The following is a 16,672-nucleotide window of genomic DNA, read 5'->3' on the forward strand; positions in this document are numbered from 1 at the left end:
TTACATACCCCCTTTGATCTCGTTGGTATAGCAGTCGATGGCCGCGTTGACGGCAGTAAAGACCGCATTGCTGGAATAGGTGGCGCTGGCAACGCCGTCCACCGGGCTGCCGCTGGAGACTGCTCCGCCGTTCCAGCCGATAAAGCCGGAGGTAAAGCTCTCGTCAGCCACCTTGGAGCCGATGCCGGTGGTCTGGGTGGACGCATCCACACTGATGTTGGAGATGGCGCCTTCGGTGTCAAAAGCAACATAGACCGTGACGTCCTTGCCGGAATAACCGGAAGCAGCCGCCTTGACCGCCGCCGCACCGGAAGTGGTGGTGACGGCCCCCTCCACGTCGGGCGTGGTCAGGCCCTGCAACTCGGTCATATCCGCATCGGTGGTGCCTTCGGGCAGCACCGACAGATAGGCAGCCAGGGTTTCAGCCTTGGTGTTTTCTTCGATGATGGGGGCGGTCACATCGTTGAGGACCGCCAGCAGGGCGCTGCACACGAGGCAGATGACCACCAGCACAATGACCGGCAGCACCAGTTCCTTAAAGGCGCTCTGCTTTTCCGGGGTCTGGTTGTTTGCCATCAGTCAGCACCCCCTTCCTTTTTGGCTTTTGCTTTTTTGGCTTTCTTGAAGCCCAGAGGCACCTGATGGCCCCACTCGTTGAACCAGGGGGTCATGAGGTTGCCCAGCAGGATGGCGAAGCTCATGCCTTCGTTCATGCTGGCGAAATGACGGATCAGGAAGGTCACCAGGCCGATGAAAATACCGTAATAGAGTTTGCCCTTGGTGGTGAAGGGGCTGGTGACGTAGTCGGTGGCCATAAACACCGCACCGAACAGCAGGCCGCCTCCCATGCACTCCATCAGTGCCACGTAGGGATCACGGGTGTAGAGCAGCGTCAGGATGTAGCAGGTCGCCACGATGCTCACCGGGATGGTCGCCTGGATGGTTCCGGTGGCCAGCAGGATGGCAAAGCCGGCCAGAATCGCCAGGATGCAGGTCTCACCCAGCATGCCGCCGTGCAGGCCCAGGAACATGTCCAGGAAATTGACAGCGCCCAGATCCACCGAGGAGGAGAGCGGCGTTGCGGATGCCAGGGCATCCACCGCCATGTCAGGGTAGACATAGGCCGTCATGCGGGCGGTAAAGCCGAGGAACAGCACGATACGGCCCACCAGGGCGGGGTTGGCGAAGTTATAGCCGATGCCGCCGAAGAGCTGCTTGGTGATGACGATGGCGACGAAGGCGCCGACCACCGCAATCCACAGCGGCATGCCCACCGGCATGTTGAGAGCAAGGATAATGCCGGTCACCACAGCGGAGAGATCCCCCACCGTGTTCGGCTTATGGTTCAGAATTTCATACAGATACTCAAACGCCACGCAGGCAAAGGTGGTGACGACCACCTGGACCAGCGCCTGCACACCGAAGATCAGGGCCGAGGCCAGGACGCAGGGCAGCAGGGCAATGACGACATAGCCCATGAGGCCTCGGGTCGTGGAATGGTCCCGGATATGCGGCGAGGCGGTTACAAGCAAACGTTCTTCCATTTGTTATTTGCCTCCTTTCCGCAGTTCGGACATGTACCACGCCTTGGCCAGCGTCATGGTCTGGCTCACAGGGCGCTTGGCCGGGCAGGCATAGCTGCAGCTGCCGCAGGCCACACACAGATCCACACAGCGTGCTTTGAGAGCGTCAAAGTCCCGGTTGTTGAACGCTTCGGCCACCACGACGGGCTCCAGACCCATGGGGCAGGCGTCGATGCAGCGGCCGCAGCGGATGCAGGCGGACGCCTCGGGCAGATCGGCGGCCTTCTTGCTGAACAGCAGCAGACCGTTGTTCTGTTTCAGGACGGGGAAATCGGCACTGGGGGCGGCGCCACCCATCATGGGGCCGCCGAAGATGATCTTGCCCAGTTCCACATCGGGCTTGATGCCGCCGCAGGCCTCGATGACATCGCGGTAGAGGGTACCGATGGGCACCTCCACGTTCTGCGGCTTGGCAATGGCGTCGCCTTCCACCGTGACACGCTTGGTGGTCAGCGGCATACCGGTCTTGAGGTACTTGCCCAGAGTGGACACACTGGTCACGTTCATGATGATGCAGCCCACGTCGGCAGGCAGGCCCGCCTTGCCGGAAGGTCCGACCTGCGGCACCTCACGGCCGGTGCAGGTTTCCACCAACGTCTTCTCAGCGCCCTGGGGATAGCGGGTGGGCAGCGGCTTGACGCTGACACCGGACATGTTCCGCGTCAGAGAATACATCTGGTCGATGCACTCCGGCTTGTTGCGCTCGATGCCGATGATGCAGTTGGGGATGTTGCAATACTTCATCACGGCGGCAATGCCCGAGATGATGGTATCGCTGCATTCCAGCATTTCACGGCAGTCGGTGGTCAGATAGGGCTCGCACTCCGCCGCATTGATCAGCAGCGTATCGACAGTATCGGCCGCCAGCTTCACATGGGTCGGGAAACCGGCACCGCCGACGCCCACCAGGCCACAGGCCTGGATAGCTGCCAGCAGGCTGGCCTTGTCGGTGACCGTGGGCGGCACGCAGGCCGGATCCACCGTCTGCTGGCCGTCAGTCTTGATGGCTACCGCCGTGGTCATGACGCCGTTGACCATCCGCATCGGCGCCACATCCTGCACCGTGCCCGATACGCTGGAGTGAATGTTGGCGCTGACAAAACCGCTGGCTTTGCCGATCAAGGTGCCAACCATGACGGTGTCGCCTTTTTTGACGACAGGTTCCGCAGGAGCGCCGATGTGCATCGACATGGGAATGATGACGTGCTCGGGTACCGGCATCTTTACAGTCGGCTGCCCTGCCGTCGCCTTCACATGCGGCACGCTCGCGCCTTTGGCGGAACGCTTTAGGGACTTGAACAAACTATTTCCCCCATTTCCTTGTTTTCTAGGCATCGCGGTGCGCCGTCCAGGCAGCGTATTCCAGCAATACCCCAAAGTATACCTAACTATTTTACCATGTTGCCGCGGCAAGTCAAGTTGTCCTGATAGACAGCCCTTGGCATTTTGTCCAAGAACGCAATTTCTGCAACAATTTGCGCAAATGTTGCAAAGGATGTCCGATGCTTGCATCTTGCGTCAGTTTATGGTACTATGTTGGTAATGATCGCTCAGCAGTTGTTTTTTTGCAAAGGAGGCAGGTATGAAACACCTTGTCAAGATCCTGGCCCTGCTGGTCGCCGCCAGCGGACTTCTGGCCCTGACCGTTCGGCTTTGTCGGCATCGTAAGCGCCGCAAACGCGCCTGCTACATCACTTTGTACAACTACGATATCTGAAAGCACAAGACCGCCCCGGCGCCAGCGCCGGGGCGGTCTTATTTATAAGGTACAGAATCCCGGTTACAGGTCAATCTCCTGCAGGCGCAGCAGCGCCAGAATATAGATCTTCAGGGCCTCCATCAGTTTTTCAAAAGGAGCCCCCTCGTTGGCCCCGTGCATGGGACCGGCAAAATCAGGAATGGCCAGGTCGGTGTGCTCCGGTCCGAAGCTGACTGCGTACGGGAAGTGCCGTGCATAGGTACCGCCCCCCATGGTGAAAGGTGTCTTGTTCTCCCCTGTCACCTCATTGTAGGTGGTGATCAGCGTCTGGATGGCCGGGCTGTCCGCCGCAATGTAGAACGGGACACGGCTGGTCAGGTGGTCCAGATGTGCGGCGCTGCCGCAGACCTTCTCAAGGGCCGCCGTCATCTTTTCGGGATCGGTGTTGGTCGGATACCGGCAGTCAAAGCTCTGGCGGATCACACCGTCCTCCATCTCGATGGTTCCGCCGATGATGGTCAGCGGATCAAACAGACCGTCGTTGGCCGCAATGCCCAGGGTACTGCCGTCGGTGGAGGCGTGCAGCGTCTTGAGCACCTGCAGATAAGCCTCTTCCTGCGGTGTGCAGATACCGCTCTCCAGCAGGCAGTTCACCAGCAGACCGATGGCATTGACCGTGCCTGCCGGCATGGCTGCGTGGCCGCTCTTGCCCCAGCCGTGCAGAACGGTGGTGCCGTTCTCCCCGGCTTCCGCCGTCACACCCTCGGTGAGCCGGATGGCCTCCGGCTTCACCCGGACTGTGCAGGAAGCGCGGTCCGGCACTGCGTTGCGCGCCACACCGCCAGAGAACGCTGCAATGACGCCATTTTCCAGTTTGGGGCTGACGATTTCACCGTTGAAGCCGCCCTTTTCTCCGTTGCAGACCGGGAACTCGGCATCCGGCGTGAAGCAGAACGCCGGCATGGGATAGTGCTCGGCGTAGTAATCCACGTCGTGCATGTTGGTTTCCTCATTGGCGCCCAGCAGCGCACGCACAGGATACTTCAGCGCAATGCCATTGTCTTTCAGATATTTCAGCGCGTACAAGCAGAGGATGCCAGGGCCTTTGTCGTCAGCCACCCCGCGGCCCAGCAGCCAACCATCCCGCACCCGCACGGTGTAAGGGTCAGCGTCCCAGCCGTTGCCCTCAGGAACCACGTCCACATGGGTGATGGTGGCCAGGAATTTCTGGTCGTCGGCAATGGGACCGGTCTGGGCCCAGCCGATGTAACCGTCTGCATTATAGGTCTGCAGACCCAGCTCCGAAGCAATCTCCAGTGCTTTGTCCAACGCAGCCTTGGGGCCGGCGCCGAAAGGGGCACCGGGTTCCGGTGTGCCCTCCACACTGGGCACCGCCACCAGACGGGTAATGTCCCGCAGGATATTTTCACGGTTTTGTTCAGCAAAGGCGTCGATGGACGCCCAACGCGGATCGTTCATGGAAGTACCTCCCAAGATAAATGTAGGTTGCCCTTAGTATAGCACAGCAAACCAAAATGTAAAGACTCCTCCTGGCGGAGGATGCTTGACAGCCCTTTTATTTTGTGATATATAATATTTAGTAATCCTAATTGTTTATTTTTGAAGGGGTGGTGGGGATTCCATGGCAGACAGTGAGCAGCGCTTTGCGCAGCAGCTGAAGAAGGGGGTACTGGAAATGCTGGTGCTTCGCCTGCTGGCCGATGCCCCCAGCCATGGTTACCAGTTGATTGTGCGATTGCGGGAAAGCAGCGGCGGGATGCTGGAATTGAAGGAAGGCACCCTCTACCCCATTCTGTACCGGCTGGAGGAGGAAGGCTGCATCGCATCGGCCTGGAACCGCCCCGACAAGCAGCTTTCCTCCGGGAAGGTGCCTCGGCGGGTCTATTCCGTGACCGAGACCGGTCGGACCGTGCTGGAACAGGAAACGGCAGCCTGGCATCGCTTCGTGGACTGTGTGGAACAATACGTCGGGAGGGACCCACAATGAAATGGAAAATCGGTAATACAACCCTGGACATTCTGCCGCCTGTAAAACGGTACATGAATGCCATTGAACGTCGGCTGCGGACGGACCGTAAAACCCGGGGACGCATCATGACTGAGTTGGCCGGAGATTTTGAGAGCCGCCGGGAAAGCGGCCAGAGCGATGAAGAGATCATGGCCGCGCTGGGGACTCCCGAAGAGGTAGCGGAACAGTTCAATGCAGCGTTCGGTGCACCGGGAGCCGCCAGCCGGTGGCGGTGGGGATTCGTGGTGCTGGCTTTGCTGGTTCTGGTTGTTGCGCTGATTCCTCTCCTGGTTGCCAACCTCACCGCAGGACAGGCAGCTTCTCTTGGCGTGATCGGCGGTGCGGACGGTCCCACATCCATTTACGTAAGTGCCTCCCCTGCCCAGAGTCTGATCAGTGTTCTGCCCTGGTTGCTGGGATGTGTTGGCGGCTTTTTGCTGCCCACCTGGCGCAACCCCCGTGCGGGCAGCGGCTATGGGGCTTCCCTGCTGTTGTGCGGGTTAGGCTTGTTGCCTTTGTGCCTGGTCGCAATGGAACTTGTGATTGTGGCAGCCACCACCGAACTGCCTCTTGCCCAATTGGGGGCAGCTTGCTGGGCACTGCTCTCCGGCTTTTTTACCAATGGAGAATGGCTTTGCGCCGCGGTCTTCGGCTGGGCCTGTCTCGCCCGGAACCGGGCCAAAAAGGCTTCCCGTGAGAACACAGAAAAAAAATAAAGAAAAAATGAAAGCCGGGCTTGACAAGTCCGGCTTTCCATGCTAAAATAATACTCGCATTTGGCGGCAGCCACTGTGGAGAGGTGTCCGAGTGGTTTATGGAACTGGTCTTGAAAACCAGCGATTCGCGCGAGCGGACCATGGGTTCGAATCCCATCCTCTCCGCCATTTTGTATAACAAGTGAATATCCCAATCACTTTGACTTGTGGAGTAATACTCAAGAGGTCGAAGAGGCGCCCCTGCTAAGGGCGTAGGGTCCGAAAGGGCCGCGAGAGTTCAAATCTCTCTTACTCCGCCACACGGGCCACAAATTAACGTAGCAACGTTAGTTTGTGGCCTGTTTTCTTTTGCTTTTCTGTCCCCGGCGGGGCGGCGATTATAAACTAAAACACGGTGCAGCAGGATGCAGCACCGTGTAACTGTATACACTATTGTTTACAAAACTGTATACTTAATTGTTTACATCCGTGGGGAGCATCTGCATGGCGTCTACGGCGGCCAGTTTGGCGTCCAAGCTAATGTGGCCGTAGGTGTCCGCCAGCTTTCCGTTAGAGTGCCCCACAATGGCGTTTATGACGGCCTGAGGAATTTCCGGCTTGACTTCCAGCAGCCGAGTGTAACAGGTATGCCGCTGGCAGTAGGGGCGCAGTTGCCGGATGCCGGTGCGCTCTATCATTTTACCGTACTCGCTGTACAGCTTTTCAATGCCGTAGGCGCACAGGCCGCTTTTGGCCTGGGGGAGCAGCTGGCGGATCACAGGCAGCACGGCCCGGGCAATGGGAATTTCCCGGTTGCGGCCCGCCTCGGTCTTGATGCCGCCCACCACGCAGCGGGCGTCCAGATCTACGGCATCGGGGTCAATGGCCATCAGCTCCCCGGTTCTGAGGCCCAAATACGCCATGATAAGCATATACCCGGCCACATCATGCCCGGCGGTCCAATCGTCCCAAATAGCCTGCATTTCGGCGGGTGTGCGGGCATCCTGGGCCGTCAATGGTTTGCTGGGCAATTCCAGGTAACTGATCAGCTGCGCCTTGGCCGGGGAAATAAACTCATTGATGACCGCGACATCGTAAATCTTTTGCAGCACCGTCTTGGCATCCCGCTTCGGGTAAAAGGCGCCCGGAAGATCTTCCACCAGATCCTGCAGCTCCCAAAACCGCAGAGAGCCAATCTCCCGGTCGTGGATCGGAGCCAGGCGTTTGTATGCGGTGGCATAGTGGCCGCGTTTGTCCTGGCTGATGTCCTGCCATTTGCGCTGTTTCTGCAGCATAATCCAGAGCTGTGCCACGGTGGTCGTCTGGGGATTGTCCTGAGGATTGGCCAGCATAGGATAGTAAGCCCGGGCCGCCGCCTTGGTGACAAATCCTCCTTTGCTGCGCATGACCATGCGGCCGCCCTGCACCTTGCGGTAAATGATAGTGTAGGTCCTCCCCCGCTTGATCACGGTGCCGGACCCGTTGGGCATTCTCCCCTTCGGCCCGGCGGGCCGGTCGGTCACTGTCTGCTTTTTACCGCAGTACGGGCAGTATATAGCATCGTCCGGGATTTCCCGGCCGCAAGCTGTCCGGCAGCACAACATAAAAAACCACCTCCGATTGCAAGATACCGAAGGTGGTGGTATTATAATAATGTACTGGGGGCCACCCCCGGTATGGTATTCACCTCAACCCCGTCGGCTGTCTCCCGGCGGGGCTTTTTATTTTGTAATGCTGATAACGATAGAATAAGGAGCTGTTCCATTCTCCATTTCGTATTTGTCGCTATCCTCATCCATGTATACATATTTGTAAGGGCCACCCGTTATTTCTCCGCTGACCTTTCCGCTACCGGCCAAAAGGTTTTTTACGCGGGAAATACTGCCCTTTTTAATGTATCCAACATGGACTCCGTCCATACAGACTTTGATTGCGTTGGGATCGTGGGGATTCTCAGGCTCCGGAACCAGCTCTACCTGCTGAGGCGCGAACAGAAATTTATAAATCCGTTCTTCTTCCATGCCTTCTTCCACAATCTCGGTTTTGGACATTTCGTATTCTATATTATCAGAACCAAGATTTTCAATATCCTTTTCGTGAAAACTGACGCCCGCCACATGGAAGTTTGCCGATTGAGAAATAGCCTTTTTAGGTTTCTGCTCTTTTTCGGGAGTAAGTGGTACAACGCTTTCGTCCTTCCCGGTCCCGTCCTCCTGTCCAGCTTCTTCGTCATCAGACGAAAGAATTCTTTCAAGTTCCTGAACATTCTTTTCCCAGGTTCCTTTGCATGCATACACGATAACCGCAAGTAATAGCGATATGACCGACAAGACTTGCTGACTGGCAAGAGCAAAGACCGCACAAACGATAACAAAAACTGCCATGACCGTCATTCTGTTCCGGAGGCAATTTTGATATTTTGCAAGGGCCTTTTGCGGGTCTCTAAGATCTGCAGCGGACAAGCCACTTTTCTTTGCAGGAACAGACGACACGATTGTTCTTGTATATTGTTTCGTAGAACTGGCCTCTGCCGGTTTCCGTCTTTTTGTGGTTCTCTTTTTCTTGCTGTCGGTTACAAAGGAAATTCCGGTCCCTGGAATTGAAGCAGTTGTCCGTACCCCACCTCTTGCCTTTTTGGTAACTCGAAATCCTTTCGTTCCAACAGAGTACCCAATCCCCTTTTTACTGAGGTTCAGGCGGACGCCACCGCCAAGATTGATACTTTTCCGCATACGGAACCCCATAGACAGCCTCCTTCTTCGCGTCATCAAACAACCTACAGTTGTAAATTGTTCAAAATATAAAGATGAATCCTGTTAAAATTGCGCATATACAAACAACTTAACGTTGTGTATAATAATGTCAAACTCAATTATGTTTTGACGGGAGGAACCGGTCATGTACTTGGAAGAATTGTTGCGAATTATTCACAGGAACAATGAAGCGTTCCTCCGTGCCCTGCTGGCCTATGCTCTGGGCAGAGAAAAAGCGGAACATAAACAACAGAACCCTTAAAAGATTGCCCCGGCGGTGCCGGGGCTTTATTCTTTTTCTGCAAGGTTGTCGATCAGTTTTCTGACGGCAGCCTTTTCTTTTTCGTCCAGCTTCCAGTAGGCCCGGATGATACGGACAATAGTTTCATCAGCACCGGCGCCGATCTGGCCCAAGATATAGTCCAGTTCCTCATCGGGAGAAACTTCTATAAAAGGTTTTCCCTTTCCGGTGCGAATCCATTCTTCCGATACAGAAAATTCTCGGCTAATATCTGCAAGTGTTCGATCACTGGGCTGTTTAACTCCGGAACAAATCTGAGAGACAAAAGCCTGTGATACATTCAATTTATCTGCAAAAGCAGTCTTAGTAATATTTAATTCTTTAATAAGCCAAGAAAGTCGCTCATTCAAGTTATCCAAGCAATCACCTCCCTTGTGATTATATTACCATGAACGAAGAAAAAAGTAAATAGAAAAATATAGCCTAGTTATAAAAAAGTTCTTGCAATCGTATCTAGGTTATGATATACTATAACTGAGCTAACAAGGGAGGTGAAGCGGATGGTTTGTTGCATTACCGGAAAGGTGTTGTGTGAAGGCTGCAATGGTCCGATGTATGTATGCGATCCAGCCAAAAACCATACGTGCAAAAAAACATTCTGCCATGAATGCGGCTATACATCCAAAGCAGAATGTTCGACTGACGGAAAACCGATTTGCACTAAAACTCTGTTAGATCGGCAGCATCCCTTTGATTGAGGAAATCCACTCTGCCATTTCTTTGAAGTTCCGTTTGAATTCTTGTTCACAGTAAACGAGAGCTTCATAGGTAAGGGAGATGAAGTTGGCAAGATTATCTCCCCTTGAATAGTGGATGCAGCCAGCGTGGGCCAATTCAAAGCACAGATCAGTCACATCTTTGGTTTTCATATTTGGCAGATACGATTTTTGTATATCCGCAGAACTTCCAAATTGATTTGACTCTGTACGCCCTTTTCCTTCATGGCGTCTACCCAGATAGATGCCATACAAAAGTTTCAGAAGCGATTTTGCTTCGAACGTGATATCAAAATCGATCACAAAAGATCACCTCCTTTCCAGCCTGATTATATCATGCAGGACATGGGGGTGCAAATTTAGGGAGGTGACATATATGCCGTATAACATTTCCACCGAGCAGATTGCCGACGTGGCAAAGATTGCGGAAAAGATGCAGCGGCTTTCGCCGCGTGCACTGGCTTACGTGGAGGGCGCTGTCAATATGGCGCTGGCCCTGCACGAAGACAACAACACGCCCAAGTCGGCGTGATGATGTGTCCACATTGGACACGGGGAGGTGATGGCGATGGAGGACATTTCCATTAGCGATTGGCTGACAATTCTTAGTGCGTTGGGAGATTACCGCGATAAACACGCCGCGTTGGCAAAGTCTATGGCTGATTATCATCAGCAAGAGGCCGATGCTGCCGTCAGGCTTCGCCAACTCATCCGGGATAATTTTTTGCGCTAATTCTTTTAATGCAATGGTGCCCACATTGGACACGTAAGCGGGTAGGGACATCAATGTCCTTACCAGGGAGGAAACTATGGAGAACAATTTTCAACCCGCTGATCTGGTAGTGATTGCCAACGCGTTGGAGTATTACCGGGATTATATGATGCAAGATATCGAATTGTCTGCCGATCATCCCAATATTGCCCGGTATTTTCGTAGGTGTGCGGAGGATGCCAATAAGGTATTGCAATCTGTCCGGGCTGAACTTGGACTTCCGGAAAAGCCCTGGAAATACGCGGATGCCGTTGCACAGACCGCCCAGGAAATCGAGGGCAGCTGCGATGGATGTATGCACATCGACTGCGAACGGGATGAGCGCCCTTGCAGCGATTGCTGCCGTCTGAATCGGGTAGACCGGTATGAACAGGAAGACCCGACCCTGGCCGATGTGTTCCCGGAACTGCATGGCGGAAAGGATGCAGACCATGAAACCTGAGATTATTTGCCCCGCCAGCGGGAAGCCGTATTGCCGGGGCTGTCTGGGTCCAGTTTACCTGTGTTCCCCGGCAAAGAATGTTTTGTGCCGGAAAATGGGATGCGGTTTGCAGTGTCACCACACGCATAACCGGGAGTATTCAGTGGATGGGGTTCCCATCTGCCCCACCCCGAAAATGCTTGAATTGATGGACCAGTAAGGAGGTGCGAAGCGTGGCGGGTTTGATCATCCGGCCCCGGGATGCCTGGGATATGATGCAGGACGCGGGGCTTTCCGGCATTGGGCTGGAAACGCTGCGGGCCGGTATCCGGCAGGGCCGGTGGCCCTGGGCGGATTACATAGCGGCCAGCAGCCCCAAAGGCAAGGATGAATACATCATCTATGCCCTGCCCTTCCGGGCCTGGCTGCGCGAACGCAGCCCCTACGTGAAGGAGGACGCCCCGGCATGAGGAATTATATTTCCCGGCGGTTTTCGGCCGAAGAGATGGAAGAGATCCGCAAAGACCTTTTCCGGGCTAAGGGGAATGCCGCTGTCGTCGCCCAGCTTCACGCTTGCAAGGTGGCCGCCCAGCAGCGGGCCTGGTATGAAGCCAACCGGGATAAGGTGGCCGCCCAGCAGCGGGCCTGGTATGAAGCCAACCGGGATAAGGTGGCCGCCCAGCAGCGGGCCTATCGGGAAGCCAACCGGGATAAGGTGGCCGAATACAATCGAAAATATTATGCAAAGAGAAAGAAGGTCGTATTATGAGCAATCAGATCCCGGTGGGTCTGCCGGACAGCTGCTACAGTATCGGGCCGCGCACCGGCGCTCCTGTGCAGATCTACAGAGGCGACAGCACCCTGTACGGGGTGCACGTGCGGGAGAGCGTGGACGCGCTGAACGCACGCCATGGTGTGGATCGGCGCACCGAGGCCGCCATGATGGGCGGCGCTACCAAGGGTTGGGAAAGCCCCTATGCGGACCCGGCCCACTACGATGACGAGGGGTGCTATACCGGCCCCCGGGAAGGAGACATTGATGGCTGAAGAAAATAAACACGGACTTGTAGAAAGTGGCATTCCGCGCCTGGATCGCCCGCTGCGAGCGGACGAAGTTGTGCTGCAGGTGCTGGAGGTAACCAAGGATTGGGCAAAGCTGAAGCTGTGGCCCAAAGTGGACGCGGTGCGAAACATTTTGCACGAATACGAAGAAGCAACGGACATTAGCCCCTATTCTTCCCGGCATTATGCCTGCGGAAGATCGCTTTATTGCAGCGTAGGGCTGTGCGGTGTTTGGGAGAACGACCGGGTGTACCGCGATGCTTGCGCAATTGGCAGCTACCATCTGAACGCTGACCCTGCGCAAAACGAGTGTGATTCTAGCTTTTTGGCTGCGGCCGCTTTGTGGGGCGTGGCGGCGCCGGTGCTGCGGATGCCCGCTTTTCGGTTTGGAGCGGATAAGGTGCAGATCAACCCGGTGGCGACGCCGGACGGCCAGCGCATTAAAGGCTATGTGCTGGCGGACATTTTGACCTGTACCGAGCTGGCTTACGAATATGGGAAGATCAGCCTGGCACAGTTTACCAAACGGAACGGAGATAAACTTCTGTGGCAAAAGCATTGATCGCGCATCTGGCCGCCTGGTACAAACCCGGCCCGGCGGGCGGCCGCGGTGTTTTTGTGACAGACGGCGGATATCTGCTTGAAGAACAGCGAATGTATGCTGAACTGGAAGCCAAGGCACGTGGCCAGCCCATCCCGGTGGTGGTGGAGATCAAGCCGGTGCGCAACCGGCGCACGCTGGATCAAAACCGGCTCATGTGGGCGCTGCTCACCAAGATGGCCCGCGCCTATGGCCAGACCACCCCGGAAACCTGCTATCTGGATATGCTGGCCGAGTACGACGGCGGCGAGATCAGCTACTGGCAGGTACCGGTAGCGGCGCTGGCGGACCTTCGGCGGGCTTTCCGGGTGGTGCAGGTAGTGGAGCTGCTGGATGACGAGAAATGCACGGTGCGCATCGGGCTGGGGTCCAGCCACTTTGACCGGCACCAGATGGCCGAGTTTATCGACCGCATATTTGACCGCCTGGCCGAGATGGGCGTGAGCGACGCCGAGACCACCCAGCAGTATAGAGATTGGAGGTTGCAGCGGGATGGCTAGGAGCATCATGCAGGTGGGACGGTATTGCTACATCTGCAAAAAGGAGTACAACCTGTACACCACAACAAATCTGGAAGAACATCACGTGTTTGGTGGTCCATTGCGTTCCCTCTCCGAGCATTACGGCCTGAAGGTATATCTTTGCCACCGCCACCACAACGAGCCGCCCACGGGCGTCCATTTTGACGCCACGGCCCGCTGGAGGTTGGAGCGGGATGCCAAGCGTGCCTTTGATCAGCGGCACGGCGCCGGGATGCTGGACAAGCTGATCAAGAAGGTGCAGGAGGACAAAGCCGATGCGGTTTGAGATTCGGGACAAGACCGACCGTGTGGTGATGTGGACCGTGGACGTTTGCTGTGTACCGTCCGCTTCCCTGTTGTCCGATATGCGGGCGGCAGGGTACAAAACGTACATGGATGGAAAGTTGATTCGCAAAGGAGGAATTGATTTTGCAAATAGCCAATAAAAAAAGCGTTTTGGAGATGGCTATGGGCGGAATTGCCGAGGTGGTAGACCGTGAGGTTGACCGGGTAATCTGCAATGTGCTGGACCCCAGCACCAAAGCTACCGCCAAACGGAAGATCGTACTGACGCTGACCTTTAATCCGGACGAAACCCGGAGCCGCCTGGACATGGATGTGCAGGCAAAAAGCACGCTGGCCCCCGTGGCGCCCCTCAAGACAGATCTGTGCATTACCAAGGGCCGCGGCGGCGAGTTGCTGATGGCCGAGATGCTGCCCCAGGTGCCCGGCCAAATCGACATGGACGGCGATGAAGCCCCTGAACCGGCAATGGCCCGTGTGGGGCGCATGACATACTAAGGAGGTATATACCGTGGGAGAAAGTTTTTTGGAAGATGCTATCAACCGTATTGTGGAGCTGGCGAAACCGCAGACGTACAAGATTGGGCCGTACATCTATGCGTCTCAGGACCTGACCTTGGTGGATACTGAGCCCAGCCGGCCGAAGGATTTTTGCGTGGATACGCTCAGCGGCCTGGTGCGGATCATCAAGGAGGAAGGTTCCAAGCTGGACGTGAAACTGTTGGTGCAGGTGGAAGGTCAGCGCCATGTGGCGGTGTGGAGTGATTATCTTGGCACACGTGTCGACCGTGCCCGCACGTATGAGCGCTGGCGCCTTTACACCGCAGAGGCGGATGTCCCCCGTATCACGGTAGGCAACTACATGGATCAGAAACAGGCTATCATTGAGCTGCAGAGCCTGCACAACGCCACCCCGGACCGTGACTACCTTCTGGACCTGTTGAGCAAGATCGACGTGACCCAGGGCGTCAAGAGCACCGACAACGGCGTGACCCAGGAGGCAACGGTTAAGACCGGCGTAGTGCTGAAAGATACGGTGCCCGTCAAGCCCATTGTGGCGTTGCAGCCGTACCGCACCTTCCTGGAAGTTGACCAGCCGGTGAGCAAGTTCCTGCTGCGGGTGGATGAAAACGGCAAAGTAGGGCTGTTTGAGGCCGACGGCGGCGCCTGGAAGCTGGAAGCCAAACGCAGCATTGCGGCCTGGCTGAGCAAGGAACTGGCGACAGAAATTGATGCTCACCGTGTTGTCGTTATGATCTGAGGTGCCTAGATGCTGAATGTAGTTGCTATTGTTGGCCGTCTGGCTTTTGATCCTCAGATGCGGCAGACCACCACCGGCAAGAGCGTGGCCACCTTCCGCATTGCCTGTGATCGTGGCCGCAAGGATGCCCGGGGCCAGATGCTGACCGATTGGTTGGATGTGGTGGCGTGGGAGCGGTTGGGCGAGTTTGTCTGCCAGTATTTTCAGAAAGGCCAGATGATCGCTGTCACCGGCCGGTTGCAGAGCCGGTCTTATCAGGACCGGAACGGAAACAACCGGACAGCCGTGGAGATCGTCGCCAACAGCCTGGATTTTGTGGGCAGCAAGGCCGCTGCGAATACGCAGCAGGGTGCCGGATATGCTGCGCCTGTGCAGCGCCCGGCGGATACCAATGAGCCGAAATTGACGGGAGAAGGTGATGATGATTTTGCCGTGATTGAGGATGATGGAGATCTGCCCTTCTGATTCCCGATGAACTGAAAAAGACCTGACAGGGATGCGCTTAAAAAGAGCGCGGCGCACCCCTGTATTAAGGTCGGCCAATTTTAGAGGTAAACAGATGGAAACTCCTGGATTTTATGCGATACTTCCCGCCAGTGTTCGGTACGATAACCGCCTGAAAGCTGCCGAGAAAATCCTTTTTTGTGAGATCACCGCGCTGTCAGACCAGAACGGGTATTGTCACGCCCAGAACGGGTATTTCTCACAGCTCTACCAGGTGGATGAGCGGACAATCCGCCGGTGGATTCATCAGCTGGAGCAGCTGGGCTATATCCGCATCGAGTACGAAAAAGCCGGTGACACCCAGCAGCGCCGCATTATCCCCGGCGGGATGCCTGAATCGGATGGACACCCAGTGTCCGCCCCGGACAAAAATGTCCGGCCCCCCCGGACAAAAATGTCCGGCCCCCCCGGACAAAATTGTCCGCCAGAACAATACAAGTATAACAATACAAGATATAACAATAAACGCGCGCGCGAGGAGCGATCTCCTGAGGACGTATTCAGCGAGTACGCTTGTGGGAAAACTTCCCTGCTGAATACCCTGGCTGATTTCACCCGGTACCGGGATGGGAAAAAGAAGCCGCTTTCCATCGAAGGTGCTTCCCGCGTTTGCAAGCGTCTGGATGCTCTGGCCAAAGAAGCAGGCGTCACTGATGTAGATGGGTACAAAGTGGCGGTGCTTGATCAGAGTATGCTCAACAACTGGGACGGGCTGTTCCCGCTGAAATATGAGTTTGAGGACCGGCAGCCGGTTGTACATACAGGATCTGGAGGCCCGGCACCGGCGCCCAGGGAGATCCGGCCGGATGAGGATATCAGCCAGTATTTTTGAGGGAAGGTTGTTTATGAGTAAACGAAAGTTGCTGACAGATGAACAGCTTGACGACATCTGGAAAGAAATGCTGAAGCCGGAAGCCAAAAAGCCTATCCACCTTGACTGTTCGGCGTGGGAACCGTGCGAATATTGCAAAGGCGCAAAGTTTATTTCTGGATGGGCAAGCGCAGAAACTAAGACAGAATCGGGAATTTCGTTTGAAAGCCGAATCGAGGGAGACTTCTTGTTTTGCCCTATGTGTGGCCGCCCGCTGACCGATGACGCATGGGAAATGCTGGAAAAGAGATTGGAGGTTGCAAAGTGAAAATTGGAGATTTTGTCGTTTGCGATACAGGAGTTTGTGGAATAGTTGTTAAAATTTACACTCCCACAGCCAGCGCACAACAGATTATGGTCCGAACATTTAACGGAATGCTATACCACGCTCCATACAATATGTGGAGGATATGTCGCCATGAATAATAGCAAGAGACGCCATGATGGCGGGGCCTATCGTCAGTACAAGACGATGATGGCCGCTCATGCCAAGGAAGGAAAAGACCGGGCTACGTTCCGGAGGAAGATCCCAAAACATAAGCGTGACCGCCCGGCGGGCGGAAAACGGGAGGAGTAAACC

Annotated in this window: 26 protein-coding genes, 2 tRNA genes and 1 pseudogene; 20 read left to right on the forward strand and 9 right to left on the reverse strand. The window is 55.7% G+C overall.

What is annotated here, in order from left to right:
- From NQ490_RS02170 to rsxC, 3 genes are read right to left on the reverse strand one after another with little or no spacing between them, the layout of a single operon-like run.
- The gene (locus NQ490_RS02170) at positions 1–576 is read right to left on the reverse strand and encodes an FMN-binding protein (RefSeq protein WP_007047185.1); all 576 of its coding nucleotides are present in this window, start codon (positions 574–576) and stop codon (positions 1–3) included.
- Positions 576–1,544 carry an RnfABCDGE type electron transport complex subunit D gene (locus NQ490_RS02175; RefSeq protein WP_007047186.1) on the reverse strand — a complete coding sequence of 323 codons (969 nt, stop codon included), beginning with the start codon at positions 1,542–1,544 and terminating at the stop codon, positions 576–578. The genes NQ490_RS02170 and NQ490_RS02175 overlap by 1 nt, the downstream gene beginning before the upstream one ends.
- A gap of 3 nt (positions 1,545–1,547) precedes the next feature.
- On the reverse strand, positions 1,548–2,918 hold the full coding sequence (rsxC, locus tag NQ490_RS02180; RefSeq protein ID WP_007047187.1) for an electron transport complex subunit RsxC: 1,371 nt from the start codon (positions 2,916–2,918) through the stop codon (positions 1,548–1,550).
- 247 nt (positions 2,919–3,165) lie between these two features.
- Here rsxC and NQ490_RS02185 point away from each other — a divergent pair, with 247 nt between their 5' ends.
- The gene (locus NQ490_RS02185; protein ID WP_007047188.1) at positions 3,166–3,300 is read left to right on the forward strand and encodes a hypothetical protein; all 135 of its coding nucleotides are present in this window, start codon (positions 3,166–3,168) and stop codon (positions 3,298–3,300) included.
- Between the two features lie 63 nt (positions 3,301–3,363).
- On the opposite strand, the gene NQ490_RS02190 is transcribed toward NQ490_RS02185, so the two are convergent.
- Positions 3,364–4,761, reverse strand: a complete 1,398-nt coding sequence (locus NQ490_RS02190; RefSeq protein WP_007047189.1) for a Sapep family Mn(2+)-dependent dipeptidase — start codon at positions 4,759–4,761, stop codon at positions 3,364–3,366.
- Positions 4,762–4,924: 163 nt separating this feature from the next.
- On the opposite strand from NQ490_RS02190, the gene NQ490_RS02195 reads away from it, so the two are divergent.
- The 4 genes from NQ490_RS02195 (at position 4,925) to NQ490_RS02210 (ending at position 6,326) form a co-directional block, all read left to right on the forward strand.
- Positions 4,925–5,290 (forward strand): PadR family transcriptional regulator, encoded by a 366-nt coding sequence (locus NQ490_RS02195; protein WP_007047190.1) that lies wholly within the window; start codon positions 4,925–4,927, stop codon positions 5,288–5,290.
- Positions 5,287–6,027 carry a sodium ion-translocating decarboxylase subunit beta gene (locus NQ490_RS02200; protein WP_007047191.1) on the forward strand — a complete coding sequence of 247 codons (741 nt, stop codon included), beginning with the start codon at positions 5,287–5,289 and terminating at the stop codon, positions 6,025–6,027. Before NQ490_RS02195 ends, NQ490_RS02200 begins: the two co-directional genes overlap by 4 nt.
- 77 nt (positions 6,028–6,104) lie before the next feature.
- A tRNA-Ser gene (locus NQ490_RS02205) sits at positions 6,105–6,195 on the forward strand.
- Positions 6,196–6,235: 40 nt separating this feature from the next.
- Positions 6,236–6,326: transfer RNA gene (locus tag NQ490_RS02210), tRNA-Ser, on the forward strand.
- A 153-nt stretch (positions 6,327–6,479) separates the two neighbouring features.
- On the opposite strand, the gene NQ490_RS02215 is transcribed toward NQ490_RS02210, so the two are convergent.
- The 5 genes and pseudogenes from NQ490_RS02215 to NQ490_RS02230 form a co-directional block, all read right to left on the reverse strand.
- Entirely contained in the window at positions 6,480–7,496 is a 1,017-nt protein-coding gene (locus NQ490_RS02215) for a tyrosine-type recombinase/integrase (RefSeq protein ID WP_007047192.1), read from the reverse strand.
- 63 nt (positions 7,497–7,559) lie between these two features.
- A pseudogene (locus NQ490_RS15440) lies at positions 7,560–7,610 on the reverse strand (hypothetical protein); the annotation flags it as partial.
- 117 nt (positions 7,611–7,727) lie between these two features.
- The gene (locus NQ490_RS02220; protein WP_084759126.1) at positions 7,728–8,750 is read right to left on the reverse strand and encodes a DUF4236 domain-containing protein; all 1,023 of its coding nucleotides are present in this window, start codon (positions 8,748–8,750) and stop codon (positions 7,728–7,730) included.
- Positions 8,751–9,047: 297 nt separating this feature from the next.
- The gene (locus tag NQ490_RS02225; protein ID WP_007047194.1) at positions 9,048–9,419 is read right to left on the reverse strand and encodes a helix-turn-helix domain-containing protein; all 372 of its coding nucleotides are present in this window, start codon (positions 9,417–9,419) and stop codon (positions 9,048–9,050) included.
- A 312-nt stretch (positions 9,420–9,731) separates the two neighbouring features.
- Entirely contained in the window at positions 9,732–10,079 is a 348-nt protein-coding gene (locus NQ490_RS02230) for a hypothetical protein (RefSeq protein ID WP_040917767.1), read from the reverse strand.
- Between the two features lie 73 nt (positions 10,080–10,152).
- On the opposite strand from NQ490_RS02230, the gene NQ490_RS02235 reads away from it, so the two are divergent.
- From NQ490_RS02235 to NQ490_RS02305, 15 genes are all read left to right on the forward strand, one after another.
- On the forward strand, positions 10,153–10,308 hold the full coding sequence (locus NQ490_RS02235) for a hypothetical protein (protein WP_007047197.1): 156 nt from the start codon (positions 10,153–10,155) through the stop codon (positions 10,306–10,308).
- 36 nt (positions 10,309–10,344) lie between these two features.
- Positions 10,345–10,509 carry a hypothetical protein gene (locus NQ490_RS02240; RefSeq protein WP_156793905.1) on the forward strand — a complete coding sequence of 55 codons (165 nt, stop codon included), beginning with the start codon at positions 10,345–10,347 and terminating at the stop codon, positions 10,507–10,509.
- A gap of 76 nt (positions 10,510–10,585) precedes the next feature.
- The gene (locus tag NQ490_RS02245; RefSeq protein WP_007047199.1) at positions 10,586–10,990 is read left to right on the forward strand and encodes a hypothetical protein; all 405 of its coding nucleotides are present in this window, start codon (positions 10,586–10,588) and stop codon (positions 10,988–10,990) included.
- Between the two features lie 212 nt (positions 10,991–11,202).
- The gene (locus NQ490_RS02250; RefSeq protein ID WP_007047201.1) at positions 11,203–11,439 is read left to right on the forward strand and encodes a hypothetical protein; all 237 of its coding nucleotides are present in this window, start codon (positions 11,203–11,205) and stop codon (positions 11,437–11,439) included.
- Entirely contained in the window at positions 11,436–11,738 is a 303-nt protein-coding gene (locus NQ490_RS02255; protein ID WP_007047202.1) for a hypothetical protein, read from the forward strand. Before NQ490_RS02250 ends, NQ490_RS02255 begins: the two co-directional genes overlap by 4 nt.
- The gene (locus tag NQ490_RS02260; protein WP_007047203.1) at positions 11,735–12,016 is read left to right on the forward strand and encodes a hypothetical protein; all 282 of its coding nucleotides are present in this window, start codon (positions 11,735–11,737) and stop codon (positions 12,014–12,016) included. The genes NQ490_RS02255 and NQ490_RS02260 overlap by 4 nt, the downstream gene beginning before the upstream one ends.
- The gene (locus NQ490_RS02265) at positions 12,009–12,593 is read left to right on the forward strand and encodes a hypothetical protein (protein WP_007047204.1); all 585 of its coding nucleotides are present in this window, start codon (positions 12,009–12,011) and stop codon (positions 12,591–12,593) included. Before NQ490_RS02260 ends, NQ490_RS02265 begins: the two co-directional genes overlap by 8 nt.
- The gene (locus NQ490_RS02270) at positions 12,578–13,132 is read left to right on the forward strand and encodes a recombination protein NinB (protein WP_040917768.1); all 555 of its coding nucleotides are present in this window, start codon (positions 12,578–12,580) and stop codon (positions 13,130–13,132) included. Before NQ490_RS02265 ends, NQ490_RS02270 begins: the two co-directional genes overlap by 16 nt.
- Complete coding sequence (locus NQ490_RS02275) at positions 13,125–13,439, forward strand: hypothetical protein (protein ID WP_007047206.1); 315 nt, start codon at positions 13,125–13,127, stop codon at positions 13,437–13,439. Before NQ490_RS02270 ends, NQ490_RS02275 begins: the two co-directional genes overlap by 8 nt.
- Before the next feature lie 143 nt (positions 13,440–13,582).
- The gene (locus NQ490_RS02280) at positions 13,583–13,954 is read left to right on the forward strand and encodes a hypothetical protein (protein ID WP_242654989.1); all 372 of its coding nucleotides are present in this window, start codon (positions 13,583–13,585) and stop codon (positions 13,952–13,954) included.
- A gap of 13 nt (positions 13,955–13,967) precedes the next feature.
- Entirely contained in the window at positions 13,968–14,717 is a 750-nt protein-coding gene (locus NQ490_RS02285) for a hypothetical protein (RefSeq protein WP_007047209.1), read from the forward strand.
- Positions 14,718–14,726: 9 nt separating this feature from the next.
- Entirely contained in the window at positions 14,727–15,182 is a 456-nt protein-coding gene (locus NQ490_RS02290) for a single-stranded DNA-binding protein (RefSeq protein WP_007047210.1), read from the forward strand.
- A gap of 94 nt (positions 15,183–15,276) precedes the next feature.
- Positions 15,277–16,053 carry a helix-turn-helix domain-containing protein gene (locus tag NQ490_RS02295; protein ID WP_007047211.1) on the forward strand — a complete coding sequence of 259 codons (777 nt, stop codon included), beginning with the start codon at positions 15,277–15,279 and terminating at the stop codon, positions 16,051–16,053.
- A gap of 13 nt (positions 16,054–16,066) precedes the next feature.
- Entirely contained in the window at positions 16,067–16,360 is a 294-nt protein-coding gene (locus NQ490_RS02300) for a hypothetical protein (RefSeq protein ID WP_007047212.1), read from the forward strand.
- 150 nt (positions 16,361–16,510) lie between these two features.
- On the forward strand, positions 16,511–16,669 hold the full coding sequence (locus NQ490_RS02305) for a hypothetical protein (RefSeq protein WP_007047213.1): 159 nt from the start codon (positions 16,511–16,513) through the stop codon (positions 16,667–16,669).
- Positions 16,670–16,672 lie beyond the last annotated feature (3 nt).

Source organism: Subdoligranulum variabile (assembly GCF_025152575.1).
Classification (GTDB): domain Bacteria; phylum Bacillota; class Clostridia; order Oscillospirales; family Ruminococcaceae; genus Gemmiger; species Gemmiger variabilis.

What these genes read in the sequence shown, in the direction of transcription:
- rsxC (WP_007047187.1), bottom strand. Translation starts at nt 2,918, where the DNA reads ATGCCTAGAAAACAAGGAAATGGGGGAAATAGTTTGTTCAAGTCCCTA.
- NQ490_RS02190 (WP_007047189.1), bottom strand. Translation starts at nt 4,761, where the DNA reads ATGAACGATCCGCGTTGGGCGTCCATCGACGCCTTTGCTGAACAAAAC.
- NQ490_RS02175 (WP_007047186.1), bottom strand. Translation starts at nt 1,544, where the DNA reads ATGGAAGAACGTTTGCTTGTAACCGCCTCGCCGCATATCCGGGACCAT.
- NQ490_RS02170 (WP_007047185.1), bottom strand. Translation starts at nt 576, where the DNA reads ATGGCAAACAACCAGACCCCGGAAAAGCAGAGCGCCTTTAAGGAACTG.
- NQ490_RS02195 (WP_007047190.1), top strand. Translation starts at nt 4,925, where the DNA reads ATGGCAGACAGTGAGCAGCGCTTTGCGCAGCAGCTGAAGAAGGGGGTA.
- NQ490_RS02245 (WP_007047199.1), top strand. Translation starts at nt 10,586, where the DNA reads ATGGAGAACAATTTTCAACCCGCTGATCTGGTAGTGATTGCCAACGCG.
- NQ490_RS02295 (WP_007047211.1), top strand. Translation starts at nt 15,277, where the DNA reads ATGGAAACTCCTGGATTTTATGCGATACTTCCCGCCAGTGTTCGGTAC.
- NQ490_RS02215 (WP_007047192.1), bottom strand. Translation starts at nt 7,496, where the DNA reads ATGCCCAACGGGTCCGGCACCGTGATCAAGCGGGGGAGGACCTACACT.
- NQ490_RS02300 (WP_007047212.1), top strand. Translation starts at nt 16,067, where the DNA reads ATGAGTAAACGAAAGTTGCTGACAGATGAACAGCTTGACGACATCTGG.
- NQ490_RS02220 (WP_084759126.1), bottom strand. Translation starts at nt 8,750, where the DNA reads ATGGGGTTCCGTATGCGGAAAAGTATCAATCTTGGCGGTGGCGTCCGC.
- NQ490_RS02275 (WP_007047206.1), top strand. Translation starts at nt 13,125, where the DNA reads ATGGCTAGGAGCATCATGCAGGTGGGACGGTATTGCTACATCTGCAAA.
- NQ490_RS02290 (WP_007047210.1), top strand. Translation starts at nt 14,727, where the DNA reads ATGCTGAATGTAGTTGCTATTGTTGGCCGTCTGGCTTTTGATCCTCAG.
- NQ490_RS02235 (WP_007047197.1), top strand. Translation starts at nt 10,153, where the DNA reads ATGCCGTATAACATTTCCACCGAGCAGATTGCCGACGTGGCAAAGATT.
- NQ490_RS02255 (WP_007047202.1), top strand. Translation starts at nt 11,436, where the DNA reads ATGAGGAATTATATTTCCCGGCGGTTTTCGGCCGAAGAGATGGAAGAG.
- NQ490_RS02305 (WP_007047213.1), top strand. Translation starts at nt 16,511, where the DNA reads ATGAATAATAGCAAGAGACGCCATGATGGCGGGGCCTATCGTCAGTAC.
- NQ490_RS02265 (WP_007047204.1), top strand. Translation starts at nt 12,009, where the DNA reads ATGGCTGAAGAAAATAAACACGGACTTGTAGAAAGTGGCATTCCGCGC.
- NQ490_RS02260 (WP_007047203.1), top strand. Translation starts at nt 11,735, where the DNA reads ATGAGCAATCAGATCCCGGTGGGTCTGCCGGACAGCTGCTACAGTATC.
- NQ490_RS02240 (WP_156793905.1), top strand. Translation starts at nt 10,345, where the DNA reads ATGGAGGACATTTCCATTAGCGATTGGCTGACAATTCTTAGTGCGTTG.
- NQ490_RS02200 (WP_007047191.1), top strand. Translation starts at nt 5,287, where the DNA reads ATGAAATGGAAAATCGGTAATACAACCCTGGACATTCTGCCGCCTGTA.
- NQ490_RS02185 (WP_007047188.1), top strand. Translation starts at nt 3,166, where the DNA reads ATGAAACACCTTGTCAAGATCCTGGCCCTGCTGGTCGCCGCCAGCGGA.